The organism is Arcicella sp. LKC2W, from assembly GCF_034931005.1.
Classification (GTDB): domain Bacteria; phylum Bacteroidota; class Bacteroidia; order Cytophagales; family Spirosomataceae; genus Arcicella.
Window position 1 is genome coordinate 161,551 of the sequence record NZ_JAYGIN010000007.1, and the last position, 19,796, is coordinate 181,346.

17 protein-coding genes and 1 tRNA gene are annotated in these 19,796 nt (G+C 32.2%); 7 read left to right on the top strand and 11 right to left on the bottom strand.

What is annotated here, in order from left to right; translation table 11 throughout:
* Positions 1–156 precede the first annotated feature (156 nt).
* Complete coding sequence (locus tag VB796_RS07855; protein WP_323345972.1) at positions 157–1,431, bottom strand: citrate synthase; 1,275 nt, start codon at positions 1,429–1,431, stop codon at positions 157–159.
* 264 nt (positions 1,432–1,695) lie between these two features.
* On the opposite strand from VB796_RS07855, the gene pepT reads away from it, so the two are divergent.
* Entirely contained in the window at positions 1,696–2,943 is a 1,248-nt protein-coding gene (pepT, locus tag VB796_RS07860; protein ID WP_323345973.1) for a peptidase T, read from the top strand.
* Between the two features lie 55 nt (positions 2,944–2,998).
* Here the strand turns inward: pepT and VB796_RS07865 are convergent, their stop codons facing one another.
* From VB796_RS07865 to arfB, 4 genes are all read right to left on the bottom strand, one after another.
* Positions 2,999–5,263, bottom strand: coding sequence for a peptidylprolyl isomerase (locus VB796_RS07865; RefSeq protein ID WP_323345974.1), 2,265 nt, complete (start codon positions 5,261–5,263; stop codon positions 2,999–3,001).
* 209 nt (positions 5,264–5,472) lie between these two features.
* A complete protein-coding gene (locus tag VB796_RS07870; RefSeq protein ID WP_323345975.1) occupies positions 5,473–6,210 on the bottom strand; it encodes a hypothetical protein in 738 nt (245 codons plus the stop codon).
* A 36-nt stretch (positions 6,211–6,246) separates the two neighbouring features.
* Positions 6,247–7,284, bottom strand: a complete 1,038-nt coding sequence (locus tag VB796_RS07875) for an agmatine deiminase family protein (protein WP_323345976.1) — start codon at positions 7,282–7,284, stop codon at positions 6,247–6,249.
* A 48-nt stretch (positions 7,285–7,332) separates the two neighbouring features.
* Complete coding sequence (arfB, locus tag VB796_RS07880; RefSeq protein ID WP_323345977.1) at positions 7,333–7,749, bottom strand: alternative ribosome rescue aminoacyl-tRNA hydrolase ArfB; 417 nt, start codon at positions 7,747–7,749, stop codon at positions 7,333–7,335.
* Between the two features lie 351 nt (positions 7,750–8,100).
* Here arfB and VB796_RS07885 point away from each other — a divergent pair.
* A tRNA-Thr gene (locus VB796_RS07885) sits at positions 8,101–8,173 on the top strand.
* Between the two features lie 618 nt (positions 8,174–8,791).
* On the opposite strand, the gene VB796_RS07890 is transcribed toward VB796_RS07885, so the two are convergent.
* From VB796_RS07890 to VB796_RS07910, 5 genes are all read right to left on the bottom strand, one after another.
* Positions 8,792–9,655 (bottom strand): toprim domain-containing protein, encoded by an 864-nt coding sequence (locus VB796_RS07890; protein ID WP_323345978.1) that lies wholly within the window; start codon positions 9,653–9,655, stop codon positions 8,792–8,794.
* A complete protein-coding gene (locus VB796_RS07895; protein WP_323345979.1) occupies positions 9,652–9,969 on the bottom strand; it encodes a hypothetical protein in 318 nt (105 codons plus the stop codon). Before VB796_RS07895 ends, VB796_RS07890 begins: the two co-directional genes overlap by 4 nt.
* A gap of 383 nt (positions 9,970–10,352) precedes the next feature.
* Positions 10,353–11,618 carry a VapE domain-containing protein gene (locus VB796_RS07900; RefSeq protein WP_323345980.1) on the bottom strand — a complete coding sequence of 422 codons (1,266 nt, stop codon included), beginning with the start codon at positions 11,616–11,618 and terminating at the stop codon, positions 10,353–10,355.
* 67 nt (positions 11,619–11,685) lie between these two features.
* On the bottom strand, positions 11,686–12,906 hold the full coding sequence (locus VB796_RS07905; RefSeq protein WP_323345981.1) for a site-specific integrase: 1,221 nt from the start codon (positions 12,904–12,906) through the stop codon (positions 11,686–11,688).
* 92 nt (positions 12,907–12,998) lie between these two features.
* Entirely contained in the window at positions 12,999–13,211 is a 213-nt protein-coding gene (locus VB796_RS07910; RefSeq protein WP_323345982.1) for a hypothetical protein, read from the bottom strand.
* Between the two features lie 162 nt (positions 13,212–13,373).
* On the opposite strand from VB796_RS07910, the gene VB796_RS07915 reads away from it, so the two are divergent.
* From VB796_RS07915 to VB796_RS07930, 4 genes are all read left to right on the top strand, one after another.
* Positions 13,374–13,868, top strand: a complete 495-nt coding sequence (locus VB796_RS07915; protein WP_323345983.1) for a helix-turn-helix transcriptional regulator — start codon at positions 13,374–13,376, stop codon at positions 13,866–13,868.
* A gap of 24 nt (positions 13,869–13,892) precedes the next feature.
* Positions 13,893–15,131, top strand: a complete 1,239-nt coding sequence (gene dcm / locus VB796_RS07920) for a DNA (cytosine-5-)-methyltransferase (RefSeq protein WP_323345984.1) — start codon at positions 13,893–13,895, stop codon at positions 15,129–15,131.
* Positions 15,094–16,401 carry an MvaI/BcnI family restriction endonuclease gene (locus VB796_RS07925; protein ID WP_323345985.1) on the top strand — a complete coding sequence of 436 codons (1,308 nt, stop codon included), beginning with the start codon at positions 15,094–15,096 and terminating at the stop codon, positions 16,399–16,401. The genes dcm and VB796_RS07925 overlap by 38 nt, the downstream gene beginning before the upstream one ends.
* A 112-nt stretch (positions 16,402–16,513) precedes the next feature.
* On the top strand, positions 16,514–16,741 hold the full coding sequence (locus VB796_RS07930; protein ID WP_323345986.1) for a hypothetical protein: 228 nt from the start codon (positions 16,514–16,516) through the stop codon (positions 16,739–16,741).
* A 360-nt stretch (positions 16,742–17,101) separates the two neighbouring features.
* Here VB796_RS07930 and VB796_RS07935 read toward each other — a convergent pair whose 3' ends face one another.
* Positions 17,102–17,851: a lysophospholipid acyltransferase family protein gene (locus tag VB796_RS07935; RefSeq protein WP_323345987.1), complete on the bottom strand. Its 750-nt coding sequence runs from the start codon at positions 17,849–17,851 to the stop codon at positions 17,102–17,104.
* 225 nt (positions 17,852–18,076) lie between these two features.
* Here VB796_RS07935 and VB796_RS07940 point away from each other — a divergent pair, with 225 nt between their 5' ends.
* Entirely contained in the window at positions 18,077–19,747 is a 1,671-nt protein-coding gene (locus VB796_RS07940) for a capsule assembly Wzi family protein (RefSeq protein ID WP_323345988.1), read from the top strand.
* Positions 19,748–19,796: the final 49 nt, after the last annotated feature.

Sequence of the window (19,796 nt, forward strand, 5' to 3'; positions counted from 1 at the left end):
TTCAGGAATTATCCTAATAATAATCTGTAAAGATACAAAATAGCAACAAGTTTACAAAACGGTCAGATTATCAAGCCCTAATGTATAAAACTGGATTGGATATAAACAAAAAGAGGTTGCTTTTGACGGCAACCTCTTTTTATCTTTTTATAAATATTAAGCTCTTTCGCTCATTGAAACGTAAGCACGCTCAGTTGCTCCAACATATACTTGACGTGGACGACCGATTGGCTCTTTGTTAGCTTTCATTTCTTTCCATTGTGCAATCCAACCTGGAAGACGACCAATCGCAAACATTACTGTAAACATATCTGTAGGAATACCTAAAGCACGGTAAATAATACCTGAGTAGAAGTCAACGTTTGGATATAATTTACGTGCTACAAAATACTCATCACTCAAAGCGGCTGCTTCTAATTCAGAAGCAATTTTCAACACTGGATCATTGATACCTAATGCTGCCAAAACATCGTCTGCTGCTTTTTTGATGATTCTTGCACGTGGGTCAAAGTTTTTGTAAACACGGTGTCCAAAGCCCATCAAGCGGAAGCCTGAATTTTTGTCTTTAGCCATTGCGATATATTTTGAAGTATCGCCACCGTCTGCTTTGATTGCTTCCAACATTTCAATTACTTCTTGGTTTGCTCCACCATGTAATGGACCAGAAAGTGCATTAATACCTGCTGAAATTGAAGCATAAAGACTTGCATGAGAAGAACCTACCAAACGCACTGTTGAAGTAGAACAGTTTTGTTCGTGGTCTGCATGAAGAATCAATAATTTATTCAATGCTGTTGAAACAACTGGATTTACTTGATATGGTGCTACTGGCAAAGCAAACATCATGTTCAAGAAATTTGAACAATAATCCAAAGAGTTATTTGGGTAGTTTACTGGATGCCCTTGTGATTTTTTGTAAGACCAAGTAGCCATTGACGGCATTTTTGCCATCAAACGAATAATATTTAATTCGTCAGAACCTGATTTATCACCTGTATAGAAAGCTGACATAGCACAAACCATTGCAGATAATACACCCATTGGGTGAGCATTTACAGGGAATCCTTCAAAAATCTTACGCATATCCTCATTTACGATGGTGTGCATTTTGATAGAATTCTCAAATTCAGCGTATTGTTCTGTAGTTGGTAATTCGCCATAAATTAAAAGATAAGCAACTTCTAAAAAAGAAGCTTTCTCAGCCAATTCTTCAATTGAATAACCTCTATAACGAAGAATTCCTAATTCTCCATCCAAGAACGTAATAGCACTTTTAGTTGCTCCTGTATTTTTGTAACCTGAGTCAATAGTTATATGACCTGTTTCATCACGAAGTTTAGCAATATCAATTGCCTTTTCATCTTCACTTCCTGTTATTACGGGAAATTGATACTTTTTGTCGCCTAACGATAATTCTGCAAATTCTGACATGACCTATATATTATTGGGCTTTATCTTTAAAAAATATGTTTTTATTTTGTTGATACGAAATTAAGAGAAAAAACGTCTTTTTGATGCTCTAATGTTTTTTTCTTAGCAAAATTAATATAGTTATTGAAAATATACCATTTTTGGATATTTACATTTATCTTTTATTAAATCTTGTTGCAAGATAAACACGAAAATTTAAAGGATTGTTACCTTTACTGATAAATGTAATTGAATTCTAATATTGAGTTATAAAAAAATACAATAATGCTCAACAAATATAATAATACAGTCACGGAACGCTTTGTTAGGTACGTTCAGATAGATACACAGTCAGACCCATATTCTGAAGTACAACCTTCTACTGAAAAGCAGAAAAATTTAAGTAGTTTATTAGTAGCTGAACTATTGGAAATAGGCGTTTCTGATGCTCATTTAGACGATTATGGTTATGTTTATGCTACTATCCCAAGTAATTCAGATAAAAATGTACCAGTCATTTGTTTTTGCTCACACGTAGATACTTCTCCTGATTGTTCTGGAGAAGGGGTAAAACCTATAATACATCCTAATTATCAGGGGCAAGATATAATTTTACCAGATGATAATTCGCAGATTATTAGACTTACTGACCACCCAGATTTGACTCATCAATTTGGAAATGATTTAATCACTGCGAGTGGAACAACACTTTTGGGAGCGGATAACAAAGCTGGCGTAGCTGAAATTATGGATGCGGCTTATCATTTGATGAATCATCCTGAAATAAAGCATGGTACAATCAAAATTTTATTTACACCCGATGAAGAAATAGGGAGAGGAACGGCAGCAGTTGATTTGCAAAAATTAGGAGCTGATTTTGGCTATACCATTGATGGTGAAACGTTAGGGTCATTGGAAGACGAAACGTTCTCTGCTGATGGTGTTAGAATTTCAATTACGGGTGTCAGTCAGCATCCTGGATTTGCCAAAGGACGAATGGAAAGTGCTTTGAAGATAGCTGCCGAAATTATAGCTAAATTGCCCAAAAATACTTTATCCCCCGAAACAACGGAGGGAATGGAAGGCTTTATTCATCCAACGAATATCTCAGGGGCGGTTGAATCAGCCGTGATAGATTTTATTATCAGAGACTTTACTGTTGAAAAACTACACGCTCATGAAGCCGTTTTAAAAGCTATTTTGGATGAAGTTCTACGTGCTTATCCTAATGCCAAAGCTACGTTTGAAGTTAATGAGCAGTATAGAAATATGAAGGAGATTTTGGTTAAATTTCCTCACGTAACTGAATACGCAATGGAAGCAATTACGAGAAGTGGCATCGAAGCCAAGTGTATGAGTATAAGAGGTGGAACAGACGGTTCACGCTTATCATTTATGGGTTTACCTTGTCCTAATATTTTTGCAGGAGAACATGCTTTTCACGGTAAACACGAATGGGTAACGGTACAAGACATGGAAAAAGCAGTGGAAACTATTGTAAATCTTTGTGTAGTTTGGGAGGAACGAAGTTAGTCAGAGGTGTTATAAACAAGCATAGCCAACTTTTCATAAGTTGGCTATGCTAATTTTAATCTAATATACGTTTGATTTCTTCTTGATTAATATCTATTGGATATTTAGATTTTAATTGATTTATCCAATTATCGAATAATACTTTTTGATAGTCTTTCATTACTTGTCCACGAGCTTCTTTGAATGTTTTGGCTCTTGGTTCTTCAACTTTTTGAATATTTAACCAAACGTGTCTGCCTTTATTTTCTGAATTACTCTCGCCCACTACCCAATTGGCATTATCTAAATATTCATTTTCTCCTTTTTTGAAATAACGCTCTTCTGCGGTGAGGCTTCCAGGTTTGAGTGCATTAAAGCGTTTTACTACATCTTCCATTGAATTGGAAAAGAATTTTACTCCTGCTCTCATATTCTTTGACCGTTCAGTTTTAGAGACAGGCTTGTATTTTCCATCATCTTTCTCAATAATTCTCATCGGCGATATTCCTTTGTTAATCAAGTAATTAACGATTTTTCTGGCTCTTTGAGATGAAATGCTTTCGGATTCTTCGGGATCTGAGTTTCCTGTAATTTCAATGGTAAAATCCCTATTTCTTGTCATAATAATAGTCAAATCATAGAGCATTTTTTGCGTATCATTTGAAAAATCAGATTTGTCTTTTTCAAAATAAATATCAGGAAAACGACGGTTCATCGGATAAGGAGCTTTGGCAAGAACCGTTTTTACTTGCTCCATAGTCTCTTTGCGGTCAGTAGTGATAAGTTTTGCTAATACCCGATTCGTGTATTGATACCCTTGACTGTTCTGATTGAAATATCTTATTTGTGCCAAAGAGTCTAATGATTTTTCGAGTACAGTTTCATTAAGAATTTCTTTTTGTAAAATCCCATATCTAAAATCCTGAATATCAGTACGGAATTCTGGATACTTAATTTCAAGATTGCTCTCTTCGTAACGTAGAATTCTGTCTTCCACAAATAAGTTGTACCAATCACGTTCCGACTTATCATTCAAAGCTCCAATTTTAGCTAATTGGCGTTGGAGTTTAGTTACAAAACTATAAAATTCACGAACGGTTGATGGTGATTGATTAATTGTGAAAATGGCTTTTGATAAGTAGTCTTCACTTCCAACTCTATCTTTATAAAAACTATCAAAAGCTTCTTGTTTAACCGAAATGGACTCTTGAAAATTATTATCTTTCTTTAATTTTCTGACTAAGTTTCCTTTAATAACAGCTCCTCTTGAAGCATCGGCTGTTACTTTTTCACGAATAAATTGAGCTAATTCTTCAAATTTCAAAAGAGCTTTTTTATCTACTAATCTGAAAATATGCCAACCTAAAGCAGTCTGAATAGGAGGTGTGTATTCGCCTTTATCTTTGAGAGCAAAGACGGCTTCTGCCATTTTTTCATCAATTAGAGTACCTGCCTCATACCAACGACTTAGTACACCTCCTTTATCTTTTGTTTTTGGGTCAGTTGAAAAAACACGACAAACTCCTTCAAAGGGTTCATTCTTTTTAAGATAGTTATAGGCTTCTTCAATTTTTTGTTTGGCGGAAGCTGCAACCTCAGCACTGGCATTTGCAGGTACACTTACCAGAATGTGGGCTAATTTCACTTTTCCTCTTGAAGAACGTTTTTCTAAAACTTTAATTAAATGAAAACCTTTATCGGTACGAAAAGGAAGTGAAATTTCTCCTTTGGGTGTATTGTAAGCCGTCGATTCAAAGGTATAATGATTTTCTAAAACGGCAATAAAACCCATATCACCGCCTTTTTCAGCGGTTTTAGCATCTTGCGAATAATTTTTCGCTATTTGGTCAAATGGTTCTCCTTTTAAAATTCTAAGTCTTAACGTTCTTACATCGTCATAAGCTGCCATTGTATCGGCAGGACTGGCATTATTAGGTACTGGAATAAAAACCTGAGCCACTCTTACTTCTTCACGCATACGCTCATAAGTTTCTTGAATTAATTTTTCAAGAACGATTTTATCGACTAAGTAAGGTGTCGCTAACTCCTTTCGATAGCCAGAAATCTCTTCACGAAATGCTTTTGTAGTATCTTTACCCATGCGTTGTGCAGCGTAAACCATCAAATTATAATTGATGTAATTATCCAAAAATTCTTTGGTATTGTCTTTTTTTACGCTATCGCTCTGGAGTAGTTTGCGATAAGTTTGCGAAAGTTCAGCTGGAGTAATAATTCTATTGCCGATTTTAATGGCATAAGGTTCTTTCTGAGCATTTACAGCAAGGGTACTGAATAAAAAGCAAGCAGTTAGTGTATAAAATAATCTAAGAGTATAAGTCATATTTTCTAATTCTTAATGTTTGAAAGGGCGGATTTTCAAACGTATTATGCTACCAGAAATGCTCTCACACAAAATTTTCTTTATATTGTTCTGATATTATTTTTTAACTAATTAGTGTGTTGATTTATTGTATTGGGGTCGCAAAAATACAAATAATTATTCAGACAGTCTATGTTAAATTAGAAAATCAGCTAATCCTTATTTATACTTTAATCATTTGTTTTCTTTTCTCTAACCTTTAATTCGTAGGTTAATTCATATCGGAATTTATTTTTTAGATGTTCGCCTTCAAAAGTTAAATTGACTGGATATATTTTTTGTTTTTCAGAAAGAGCTTTCACACTGAGGTCAAAAGTGTTTTGTCCGAGCAAATCGTCTTGGTCGAAATGTTCAACTGCTTTCAGACCAATCCCAGCTGCTTGGAGACTGGCAAAAACAATGGCTAAAGGCGTTTCATATTCTCCTAAAGCGATAAAAAGTGTTGGAATTTTCCCCAATCCGCCAAATTCATTAATTTTTTTAACGGTACTTTGAGCCTTTTTATAATCTTCAATTTCTGTTAAAATAACCGAAGCCAATACTTTTCCTTTTATCGGAATTTGTAGTTCGATAGCTTTAAACCTTTCTTCCAAAGCAATTTGCCCTTTTTTCATACTTTCAACGCCCCAAGAACCATTGGCAACTTGAACCACTTTATTATTTTCATCGACAGCCGTCAACGAATATGTAAGCGTAATTTCATCAGCAAAAGTTAAATCTTCTTCCAAATCAACAGCTTTCAAAGATTTAACCTGAAATGCTAAGGCTTTTGAAGAAATAATATCTTGTTTTTGAACTTGGTTCGATATTGTATTTTTTGTGCTTTTGCAGGAAGAAAATAATACTGCTACGCTCATCAGAAAAATGATAGTAGCGATGTAATTACGTTGATTTTTTTTATTTACCATAAGATTTCTTGGATGATGTATTCATTATTCTCTGAATTACACACTGGGTTCTTGTTGTGAAAGACAGTGAAAACTTCCTTGTCCCCAAATAATATCCGTAGCTTCCAAACCAATCACTGGACGGTCTTTGAAACACTGAGAAAGAATATTTAATGCAATATCGTCATTTTTACATTGATATGTTGGCACAATAACCCCTGCATTACAAATCAAGAAATTAGCATAAGAACCTGGTGTTCTAAAATCATCAATGACTACTGGGTCTGGCATAGGTAATTCAATGATGTTCAATTGCTTGCCATTTAATAGACGCATCTGTTTCATCAATTGCAAATTGTCATTGAGTACCTCATAATTATCATCATTTTTATTGTATTCAACAGCTGCTACAATCGTATCTTCATTGACAAATCGGGCGGTATCGTCTATATGTCCATCGGTATCATCACCCACGATACCATCATTTACCCAAAGAACCTGTTCAACCCCATAATAATTACAAACATATTCCTCAATTTGAGCCTGTGTCAAATGTGGATTTCTATTCGGATTCAATAAACATGAGCGACTGGTTAATACACTACCAGCTCCGTTAAAATCTACCGAACCACCTTCCATAATGATATTGGGAGTTACGTAGTCCAATCCACGATATTTAGCGATTTGTACAGGCAGATTATTATCATCGTCAAAAGGTGGATATTTCCCTCCCCAAGCATTATAGCCCCAATTGACAATCATTCGCTGTTTTGTCTCTGGATTAATCAAAAAAGCAGGGCCATGGTCTCTGCACCAAGCATCGTTTGTTGGACTAACCAAAATTTCAATTTGATTTGCGTCAATAGCATATCGGTCTAATTCTTGCAAAATAAAAGATTGCAATTTTTCATCATTCACATTCAAGCCAACCTTTTCACCTTTTGAAATTGCTTTAATAAGTTGAAAATATTGAGGATACATTTTTGCCAATTTATCACCTTGCCAAGAATGGTCGTTATGAGGAAATGTCAACCAAGTTGCTATGTGATTGTGCCATTCGGCAGGAAAGAAGAAACCTTGTTGTTTAGGAGTCATTTGAGATTTTATAATTTTAGTTTTCAGTCTGTGGAATTTGCGGTAGAATTAATAATCAATTTTACCACGATGAGCTTTTTTCTCAGAAGCCTTTTTTTTGTCTTTTAAACGCTCCGCAATCATGGCGGCAGTTGGCGTTACCTTAACTCGTTTTTTAGGAATCGTTAACGCTTTAATCAGTAGTTCACGGAATTTCTTGATAACGATATTTTTATTTCTCAATTGCGTTCGTTCTTCCTGAGAAACAATGATGAGTTCACCTTCTGAATTAATTTGATTTTTTAACTTCTCGTGAAACAGTCTTTTTTGTTCATCATCCAATAATTGCGAATTGGTAACATTAAAACGTAATTCCATTTTTGTAGAAACCTTATTGACATTTTGTCCACCCGCTCCACCACTTCGAGAAGCCTGAAATTGGAATTCGGGAGAAAAGTCTTGTTTTAGTAATTCGGATAAAGTCATGATTTTGAAAACAGAAGTTTGTTTTGAGGTAATAAGTACAAATTTAGATTGCTTCGTTGGACTTTAAAACTATCAATAGACATTTTAACTCAATACGAAGTAATTTAAAACAGACATTTGGGTGGATTTTATCGTCGATTTACCAAAATGATAAATTGAATGAAAAAAAAATCAAAAAAAATGAGTTTCTAATCTTTTGAAAATCAAAAACTTATAAATTATTTTCATTTTTTTTAATTTTTTCTTTCTAAAAGACTTGCACAGCAATAAAAAACGCCCTAATTTTGCATCACGAAAAACGAACAACGCTTCTGAAAAACGAAACAAAATGTAAGTTAATCGTTGAAAAAAGCCTTCTTAGCTCAGCTGGTAGAGCAACTGACTTGTAATCAGTAGGTCATTGGTTCGATCCCGATAGAAGGCTCAAAAATTGAAAAAACCCTTCATACATGGCGTATGAAGGGTTTTTCGTTTTTAGATTTGGGGTACAAAAAAACTTTGTACCTCGAACTATTACTAAAGAACTTATTTCGTGGTGTAGTTTATTGGTTTATCTTAACGTCGATTCTACATTTTATAATAAAATTTTTCCGAAACTATAATTCGCAAAGGTGTCTTAAAAGGTATCCGAAAAGGTGTCCTAAAAGGTATATTGCTAATAGTGGCTATAATTTTTATGTAAGCGTTAAAGATAGTTTTATAATCTACTTGTCGGACACTTGAAAGGGTACATTAGAGGGTATATGAAAGGGTACTTGACTGGCTACTTAAAAATAAACTTCAAAAGCATTTTATGATTTTGTAATGTTTCAGAATTTTAGATTGCATTTAGGTTGCTTTTAGAATATATTTAGAAGATATTAGGTTTCGTTTTGGTTTATTTTAGGTTTCATTTAGCCTATTTCATTATCTAATTCTTTTAATTTCAATTTTTTGACTTTAAACATTACTGAAGAATCGACTTTTTTCTAAATTATTTCAGCGTTTTTCAACTCTTTTCAACTTTATTTCACCCTTTTTTACAATTTATTTCAACTAATTTTTACGTTTTTTTACTCAAAAACTCATTAAAATCTTTGAATTTATCATAAATCTTAGACCTATCAACAAGATTAACCCCTTCCATTTTAAGTTTCTCGACTGCTTTAACGCCTTGTGAATCCCTATCCAAGAAAGTATGTAATGAGTCAGCCTTATTTAGCCGTTCTTTGGCTTGTGGTAACAATGACAAGGAATTAAGCACAATGACTGTATTTAATGGCTTAGTCGTGCCAAAAAACGCTAATGCTGATAGAAAATCAAAAAATCCTTCAAACAAATAAACACTTTTACTATTTGGTACTTCAAACGTTGTAATTGCTTTGGGAGTGGTACAACCTTTAAAATACTGGTTACGTAGTTCAAAACCTCCTTTGTCGTTTTTAAATCCTAATGAGTAGTATTGTTTTCCGTTGTTGTTGTAACGTATCTCATGGAGAAACTTAAAAGCTATGTGAAAAGGAATTTTTCTATTTTGGCAATACTCAATCAACGAATTAGCCTGTAAAGGTTTAACCGTCTCAATGGTTATCGTGTTATTATGATTAATTACTTCATTTCCGCAAAAAGAAAAGGAATTTTCGGTAATAGTTTTAATAAAGTCTTGCCCAAACTTTTCTAAGTGGTTGCAAGCGGATATAAAATCTAAACCTTCCAAATATTGAACTAAGCGGATAACGTCCCCTTTCTCATTACTCGAATAATCAAAGAAAACATTTTTGGAAGGATTGACAAAAAACGAAGGCGTTTTCTCTTGTGTCTTTGGAGAATAATAAACCAATTCTTTACCTACCGATTTGACAGGCTCTAAACCTAAATTTTGTAGATAATCAGTAATTGGATATTTCTTTAAATCTTGAATTTTCATTTTTCTTTTTGCGGAATATTCTCTTTTACTTGTTTAGTAAACCATTCATTAGCCTTTAAAAATTGTTCCATTGCAATATCATAAATTTTGCCTTCGCCCAATGGTTCGCATATTTTAAAGCATTTATCCATTAATCCGTCTAATCTGATAGCTTCTTTTTCTGAGAAACACGGTTTTTTTGTTTCTAAATTTATGTAGTTAGTAAATGAATCTTCAGGGTGAAAAGCTAAACTTGCATGATTCAAAGCCTTGAAAAAGAGTCTAACACCCTTTAAACTGTTTATTTCCTTTGTTGATATGATTAGTTGTTTCATTTGCTTATTATTTTATTTTGCTTTTAGGAAATAATTATATTTTAAATACTTTTTGTTGTTGAAAACTTTTGAAAAATCGTTTTCATCTTACTTAGTTACTCGAAAGGTATTTAACTGTCTAATAGTCAATTAGTTAAATATTTAATTTTCGAGTAAGATACTTTGCTTTAATCTTACTCGTTCTTACTCGAGATTGTCTATATTTGCCATTTTTTCGAGTAAGACAACATACAAGACAATTAGTATCTTACTCGAAATACCTTTTACAATGTACTCATTATTAATACTTTATAAATAATTCGAGTAAGATTAGAAAAAGTATCTTACTCGAATTTTAGACGTTTAACTAACTGATTATTAATATATTATATAATTTCGAGTAACTAAGTAAGATGATTTACCAAAACTTTTACAGAATAGCCTTTTTTTGAATAACCCAACTCATTATCATATTTTCTCGATTCTTGGAAATTTAATACTTTTAGTGCTTTGCCTAATTGAATATTATTAATCTGAATGTTGGTAAATCGTTTGAGTTTCTCTAAGATTTCAGTAGTTGTTAAAAACTCAGAATTATCTTTATTTTCCTCAGAGGGTTTAAAATTTTTCTGTATTAATTCCATTTCCGTACTGATACGCATAAATCGCTGATTTATCTTTTCTTGCATCTGTATATCTGCTTTACTCATCACATAGTCAAAGTTTCCACTCATTAGTAAATGGTAGGCTTGCGACCATACCAAATCTATATTTATGTTTGCTTGATAACCATTCTCTTTTCCGTTATCATGGTTAATATCTTTCACCACAAAAGGCAACCATCTAACGTTTCCTGTTTCATCGGTTAAGAACTCGTATTGGTTGGTACTTGCCACGAAGTTTGCACGTCTATAATGAGTTGTTTCGCTCTTAGCAAACAAGCCTCTAAACTTCACTACTGATTCTGTTAAAATGGTTTTGAAATCATTGTTTAGTTCCTTTTTTTCAAAACTTGCCAATTCGTCTAAATTGATAATGAAGTTTTGACAAAGTGATATTTTGCCGTCTTTATTCCCTCCAAAATCAAAACCTTTTTTGTAATATTTTTTCAATTTAGGAGGTAAAAGAAACTCTAAAAAGGAGGTTTTCCCATCGTTTTGTTTTCCTACTAATGTTAGACATTGTTTATTGAAAGGTATTGCTAAAATCCCTTGTGCTACCATTCTAACAAGATGCTTTTTAAACATTGTTTCCCACCAAATCTTGTCTTCTACTACCACGTACTCAGATAGTTTTTGAATGTAGTCAGGTTGAGAATTATCCCATTTTGGCAAGCTTTCAAAATACTCTTTAATTGGGTCGTATTTTCTGACTTTATTTGAAATAATTACAGGTAAAATTTGATTAAATTTATTATACCCTGCATTGAAAAGTTCATAAATTATTGTGTCTTCATTAAATAATTCATATTCCTTTTGCCCTTTGATTCTTCCATCTAATTCATTAGAAACTGTATTGAGTCTTAGGTCGTATTTATCAAAAATATACTTTTCAATTTTCATAATTAAAGGAACATTTCCTTTTACTATCTCTTTTTTAACTGCTTGATTATCAGTATTATTTAAAGTAATTGCTTTGTTTTCTTGCTTATTTATTGTATTTTTGTTCATCTTATTACCGATTAAAAATTATTGATTTGTCCCCTTGTTTCTGAGAAAAGCAAGGGGATTTTTATTGTTATTTATTAAAGAATTGAGAAAATGAATCAATGATAGGTTTCTCATTGATTTTGCCGTAATGGTTTAGCGTGGTGCTAATATTTGAGTGTCCTAAAACTCTTTGAACGATTGCAACGGGTACGCCTTCGTCTATTAACCAAGTAGCACAAGTTTTACGTGATATATGGAATGTTGGAAGGATAGATAAATCTGCAATTTCAGCAAGTTCTTTTAAGGTGCGGTTCATACATTGATTTGTAGGAACACAAAAAAGTTTATCTTGATTTTCTACAAAATGATACTTTTCAATGAGTTGTAATGGTTTTTCAAGTAGTGGAATGATAGATAATACCGTAGTTTTGAGTCGTGGAATTTCAAGATATTTTACTCCATTAATATCTGTTTTGATATGTTGGAATGATACATTTTTTAAATCCATATAACTAAGTCCTGTATAACAAGAAAATAGAAATAAGTCTCTTACTCTTTCATAGGTGCTATTTTTGGATAGTTTCAAATTCTCAAATTTGCTAATATCCTCTTTTGTCAGATACTTAATTTCTACCTTTTCATGTTTGGGTTTAAAGTTTAAAAATGGATTTTTTAAAATCCAATCATTACCGATAGCAAAATCATAAAAGCGTTTCATCCATTGTACGTGCATGGTTGCGTGGTTGTGTCCTGCCTGTCTATGATGTTTCATAAACTTGATAATTTCGTTATCGTGGATAGGTTTTATTTCTGTTAAGTCTATTCCCTCACGTTTGAAAAAATCCTTTGCAAATTGCTTTAAATGGTTTCCATAACGTTGATTTTTCACTTTGGTAATTTCAGAAAATTCGTTTCCTGCATCGAGGTAAATTGCTTTGATATATTTATCAATGGCATCAAATAGTTTTGGTGTTTCTTCAAAAATAGAATCTCCAAATATTGTTGATGCAATGCGTTGTAAATCAATAGTTTGTCCCTTTTCACGGAGTTTCATATATGATTTGTATAGGTTATTTTCATAACTTTTCAATAGAGTAATAATCTCATTATTACCTTTAATTTTACCGTTTTTAAATTCTGATGGTGAGCATTTGATTTCGGTAAATTTATCTACTTTTTCTCCCTTGTATGATAGCCTTAGATAAAGAGAAATGGTTGTGTTGTTTGGTCTTCCACGAAGCGATACGCTAAACGAAGAAGCCTTTTGCTTTTCCGTTTGAATAGAAGTTTGTATTTTTGAATTTAGCATTTTAGCGAATGTTTAGAGAATCATTAGAGCCGTATCTACTCCCAATAGATACGGCTATTTTTATGACTCAAGTTTGAAAATATTAAGTGCTACTACATTAATTCTGTAAATGGTACTTTCAGCATTTTAGAGAGGTTATTTGTTTCTTCAGTTAGTGGTTTTTTTGTACCTCTCACTAATTGCCAAAACCGTTTCTTGTTAATGCCTACTGATTCATAAAATCGTCTTGACGGCTTAAATAGTAGCATTGTGTTAAGTTCATAGTCTTGAATATGAATTTCTAAGGGTGTTTTTTGTGTTTCCATGTTGAAATCTAAATTTTAGTTTAAAATGTATAATTATTCATTAATTAGATTATCGAAATTATGTATATTATTTTAAATATCAAAATTTTGATTTATCTAAATTTTAGATTTCATTCTTAAAATGAAATAAATTAAATTTGTATTAAACAAATAATCTAAAAAATGAATACAGTATATTCTAAGATTAAAGCGATAAGAATAGAAAAAAAGCTAAGTCAACAGGAAGTAGGAAAGTTGATTGGTACAAATCAAAGTAACTATAATAGAATTGAGTCGGGATTAACTCAGCTAACCATTGAAAGAATGGAGCAAATAGCGAAGGCATTTGGAATGACTGTAAGTGAGTTAATGAATTATGAAGGTGGTGAGATTGGACATAGTGAGATTGAGGAGTATATAAAAACAATTAAGACATTAGAAAAGAAAAATCAATCTCTTCAAGAACAAATAGATTCAGAATCAGAGGAAGATTCATATCATTGGGCAAAGCAGAGAGATGAAATAGAAAGATTAAAAACAGAAATAAAAACGTTGAAAAATATCATTAAAGAGAAGGACGATAGATTGAAAGAGAAGGACGATAGATTGAAAGATAAAGACTTAGTCATTGATACATTTAAAATGCTTATGAACTCGAAAGGGAATGGCAATAATTAAACAGAATTAACAATATTGCATACTATGAGCAAAAAATATTCAGAGATAAAAGATAAATTAAAAATTGAGGTAACTAATAAGACGATTGAAAACGACTTAGCATATTTAACCCATTTTTTCCAAAATCATAAGAACGGAGTTTCACGATTTTTTAGACCAAAAGCGACAAGCTATCTAACTGACTTACACAATATTTTAAAAATACCTGAACAAGCAGATTTTAAAGATTACTTACCAATCCAATGGGATATTCCATTTCCTCCCCAAATCAAGCCTAAATTTAAGTTTATTGATTTATTTGCAGGTATTGGAGGTATAAGACTTGCATTTCAAAATCTTGGCGGTAAGTGTGTTTTTACAAGTGAATGGGATACATACTCAAAGAAAACTTATGAAGCTAATTTTGGCGAAGTTCCATTTGGAGATATAACCAAAATTTCAGAAAAAGATATTCCTGACCATGATATTTTACTTGGAGGTTTTCCATGTCAGCCGTTTTCTATTGCAGGTGTTTCAAAGAAAAATTCTTTAGGTAGGGTTCATGGATTTTTAGATGAAACACAAGGGACACTTTTCTTTGATGTTGCAAGAATTATTGGACATAAAATGCCGTCAGCTTTTTTGTTAGAAAATGTCAAAAATCTTGTTTCACACGATAAAGGAAAAACCTTTAAAGTGATTAAAGAAACTTTAAAAGAATTAGGTTATACTGTTCATGCTAAGGTGTTAGATGGTAAGCATTTTGTTCCACAACATCGGGAGCGTATAATTATTGTAGGGTTTAAAAAATCAATATTCAAAGAGCAAGAAGCTTTTGTTTTTCCTGATATGAGTGAGACAAAGTTTGCAATTAGGGATATTTTAGAAAGTGAGGTTGACCCTAAATATACACTTTCAGATAAATTATGGAATTACTTACAAGGATATGCAAAAAAGCATAAAGAAAAAGGAAATGGCTTTGGCTTTGGAATGACTGATTTAGATGGTGTTTCGAGAACAATGAGTGCGAGATATTATAAAGATGGTGCTGAAATTCTGATACCACAAGAAGACAAAAACCCAAGACGTTTAACTCCAAGAGAATGTGCAAGGTTACAAGGGTTTCCCGACTCTTTTATTATTCCTGTATCAGATAATCAAGCATATAAGCAATTTGGAAATTCAGTTGTAACACCTCTAATACAAGCAGTTGGCGAAAATATTGTAAAGGAAATCCTAAAAATCAATGAATCTAAAAAATCTAAAATCTCTATTCATAAATAACGGTTGTAATAAAATTTATATCAAGAAACTTGCACCTAATGATAACTCAAAAAATCAAGTTTATTTTGGTGGGAGTTTTGATATTTTGAATATTTTACCAATTTCTGAGATTAAAACAGAAGAAGCAGGTGATTGGAAAAAAGAACGTTTTAAGGCTTCCATGAACTTTTCTTGGATTGGAGAAAATGGTAATTTATACCCTGCACCAAACACACAGTTGATATTATACCCTAAATATCCAGAGGTTAGATTTTCGGGATTTCTTTTAAGGTGTGAAAGACCTCCCTCTGAACTTATGACACAACGTCTTGCAGACAGATTGTTATTCTTTTCAGTCGCAAAAGATGGAACAGTTTTAGGTTATGTAGCACACCCAGATAGTGAACTTGCAGCGGAATTTAGAAATGAAGAATCTGTTTCTGAACATGGTGTTTTTAAAGTTATAGAACTTTCATTCACTACTACAAATAGAATTAAGCTACTTGATGAATTATTACGTATCCATGAGTTAGGGTGGATTAAATCGAAAAGACTTGATAGAGATGGAAATATTTTAGCTTGCGAAGCTCCAAATTGTGGTGGTTATACTTTAGAAGCTGAATTGGGAATAACCCCCAATGGATATTCAGAACCTGACTTTTTAGGCTGGGAGGTTAAACAGTTTGGTGTAACTAACTTTACAAAAATCAATTCAGCAGTAATAACATTAATGACACCCGAACCAACGGATGGAATCTATAAATTAGAGGGTGCAGAAAGTTTTATTAGAAAATATGGTTATGCCGATAAAACAGGACGTGAAGACAGAATGAATTTTGGAGGTATTCATAAAACAGGAATAAGACACCAATCTACAAACTTAGAATTGCAATTAATCGGTTTTGATATAGAAAGCGGAAAGATAAGAAGTACAAATGGGCGTATCGCTTTAGTGGATATTGATGGAAATGAAACGGCATCTTGGAGTTTTGCGTCTATGCTTTTGCATTGGAATAGAAAACATAATCAAGCGTGTTATGTTCCTTCGTTGTCTGAGACGGAATACGAAAGACAGTACAAGTATGGAAATAATATTATTTTGGGTACAGGTACAGATTTTCAATTATTCCTTTCTCAAATGGCAATTGGAAATATTTACTATGACCCTGGTATCAAGATGGAAAATATTTCCACAAAACCACTAATAAAAAAAAGAAGTCAGTTTCGTATAAAATCTCAACATTTACCACTTTTGTATAAGTTGAATGAAATAGTTGATATTACGAAGTAAAAAATGTAAAAATTTACGTATTAGTATTTTTTGTCAATTCATAAAATGTATTTTCAAAGAACTTAAATATTTCAGAAATTGTTATTCTCATAAATTTTAAAATCAAAATAATATGGAAACGAATTCTGTAAATATCAGTTTAAAACATCAAACAGAAAACTTATCTGATAACAATGGTGTCGAGAACCTAATTAATAATTCTCAAGAGGTCAATTTGGATGAGATAGATGAAATAGATAATGGCTCTGAAGCTATATTTGATAATTTTCGACCAGATTTAGCTTATGCACTCATGGTAGAAGAAAGAAGAAAAAAATTACTTTCTCTTAGTATAAAATAAATTAGGAGACTTGTTGGGGTACAAAAAAGATTGTACCCCAACAACTAAAAAATAACTCAAAAAAGGCTCTTAGATATGATTTTAAGGCTACTATTGATATTACAAGTGTTTTTTAAAGATTAAAGATAAGTGAAGGAAAATAAAGTTTTCATTTACTAAAAAGGGGACGTAATAGGGTACAATTTCACGGCTCTATTTTGCAAATCATTGAAAATTAGCATAATTAAGTGGTCAAATAATAGACGATTCAGCCACGATAGAAGGCTCAATTACACTTCAAACATGGCGTTTGAAGTGTTTTTTGTTTTAAGGGCTTTACGAAATTACCAATCGACGGATAAATTATTTATCAAAATTATATTATTGGATAGTGTTTGCTTCTGCAAGTAGTGCATTTTGTATTACATCAAAAGTCATTTTTTTTAGTTTTTCCAAATCATTAATGGTCATGCCTTTTGTTTCAATAGGTGGATGTAGAATTGCTCTAAATGGATAGCGATGTAAACGAAAAGGGTTCTTTTCAGGAAGAATCAGATGATTTGATAAGTTTGAAATTGGTAGTATAGGTACCTGAAAACGAATAGCCAGAATAAATGCACCATCTTGAAAGGGCTGATGAATTTTAGGTGGCTCAAAAGACCGTATTCCTCCTTCAGGAGCGAAACCAATACTTATCCCTTTTTTAAGCAATTTCGCAGCTGAAAACATTCCTTTATTTTTGCTTGCTTGATTCTTTCGGTCAATACAAATGTGCATTTTTCTAAATAAATACCCAAAAAGAGGAAGTTCTCCTATTTTAGCATCTCCGATTATGGCAAGTCTATTCTTTACGCATAAATGAAATGTAAAATTGTCAAGTGTTGAAAAATGATTGGAACAATAAATGTATGGCTGCTTGAAATCTTCTTTAAAACGAATATCTGCTTCGTTTTTAATCCCTACCAAATAAAAAAAGGCTTTACACCAAAGTGTATTAACTCGTAGATAATATACTCGCCACTCCTCCCTTTGTACAAAAAGAAACATCAATGGAAAAAGTAATAAGAAAAGTGTAAAAACACAAAAGGCAGACCAAACCGTGTAGCAAAGTGTAAAAGTATTTTTCATCATCAGTAAACAAGGGAATTTAAACTATATTTTGAAAAAAAACTGTCTTTTAATACAAGCTATAATGTTAATTATAATTTTCTTCAAAACAAAGTTTGAAAATCCATAGACTTAATTCGACTTTAATATTTTTAATTCCTCACCGTTTAATAAAAAAATAAATTTAGCAGAAATAATCTTGTATTTTTTATCTACTTTTATTATGAATAAGACTCAAATGGAGATTTCATGGAAAAAAAAATACTTAAAACTACTTTAATACTCTTCATCTTATTTGCAAATTTCAGAGGGTATTCTCAAGTTGTTTATGAACCTGAGTATCAATCAGTTTATGCCTATTTGTCAAGAGTTGCTCAACGAGGGATTATTGAATATGACGATATTGTCAAACCAATCTCAAGAAATTATATTCTACAAAAATTAGAAGAATTAATAAATGTCAGTTCAATATTAACACCTTTAGAGCGTAATGAATTAGTGTTCTATTTAAAAGAATATAAATTAGAAAGAATGCTCGTTGATGGTAACTGTATAACTTCCGAGAAAACTTATATACTGAAACAATCAGAGAATGATAGGCTTCGCTTTTTGGCATTTCAAAACAAAAACTTCACTATTAATGCCCAGCCTATTGCAGGATACTCGGTTGAAAGTAATGGTCAAGATTTGACTACTCACTATTGGAATGGGGCAAAGCTTTATGGATATGTAGGTAAGAATATTGGTTTTAGTTTTGATTTTCGAGATAATTCTGAAACAGGTAATAGTATTGATAAGATTAAAGGTTTTTCTCCTCAAACTGGAATAATTGCCGTAGGAGTAAATAAAAATAGTATCAATTATAGTGACCACCAAGCCATAATTTCTTATGCTTGGAAATGGGGGAGTTTTTCGGCAGGGAAAAACGCTTTTTCGTGGGGTTATGGAGAAGGTGGAAAAATTGTATTATCTAATAAAGCTCCTTCATTTCCATTAATTCGGATGGATATACAACCAACCAAATGGCTCAAATTAAATTATGCACACTGTTGGCTCAATTCGGGATTAATAGACTCTACAAAAATATTTTATACAGGTATCGGAACACCTCCACAAATTTCTTTCAGACAAAAATTTTTAGTCACCCACTCTCTAATCATTGTCCCAACAAAAGGAATATCGTTAGCATTAGGAGAATCAGTTATTTATAATGACGAAGTTAAATTTGTGTATCTTGTACCTATATTATTCTATCGAGCAATTGACCATTATTTAGGAGGAATTACTGCAACAAATTCTATCAGTAATTCTCAGTTTTTTTTACAATTTAGCTCACGAAATCACCTCATTAAAAATACACATTTTTACTTTTCATGGTTTATTGACGAGTTTAGTTTTAAAGGAACTCTTCTGCCAGGGGATAGAGTTCGTAATCAAACCGCATATACTGCTGGTTTATCGGTGACTAATTTTCCATTTAAAAATGTATCATTTTTGACAGAATACACAAAAGTTAGACCTTTGGCTTATACCAATTATGTACCTGCCCAAACGTATCAAAGTAATGATTACAATTTAGGGCATTGGATTGGTTCTAATGCTGACCAATGGTATAACAAATTGACCTACCGTATCAAAAGAGGGTTGGAGTTTAATGCCCAAGTGCAATTTGTTAGAAAAGGAAGAGAAGGAACAGGCTTGGAACAACAAAATGAAAATGGAACTCCTTTTTTAGATGGTGGCATCTTAAAAAAACTAACTGAACATAGCTATAATGTTAGATATGAAATTATCCATAATTTATTTCTGACTACTGAAATGAAGTTTTCAAACTTGGAGACTGTATCGGCTTTAAATAATCAAGACATGAAAAAGAATATAAATAATTCGTTTTCATGTAAGTTGAATTATGGTTTTTAATTTCTTTAGTAATGGAGGAAATTGTAAAAAAATGCCGTTTAATAACTTT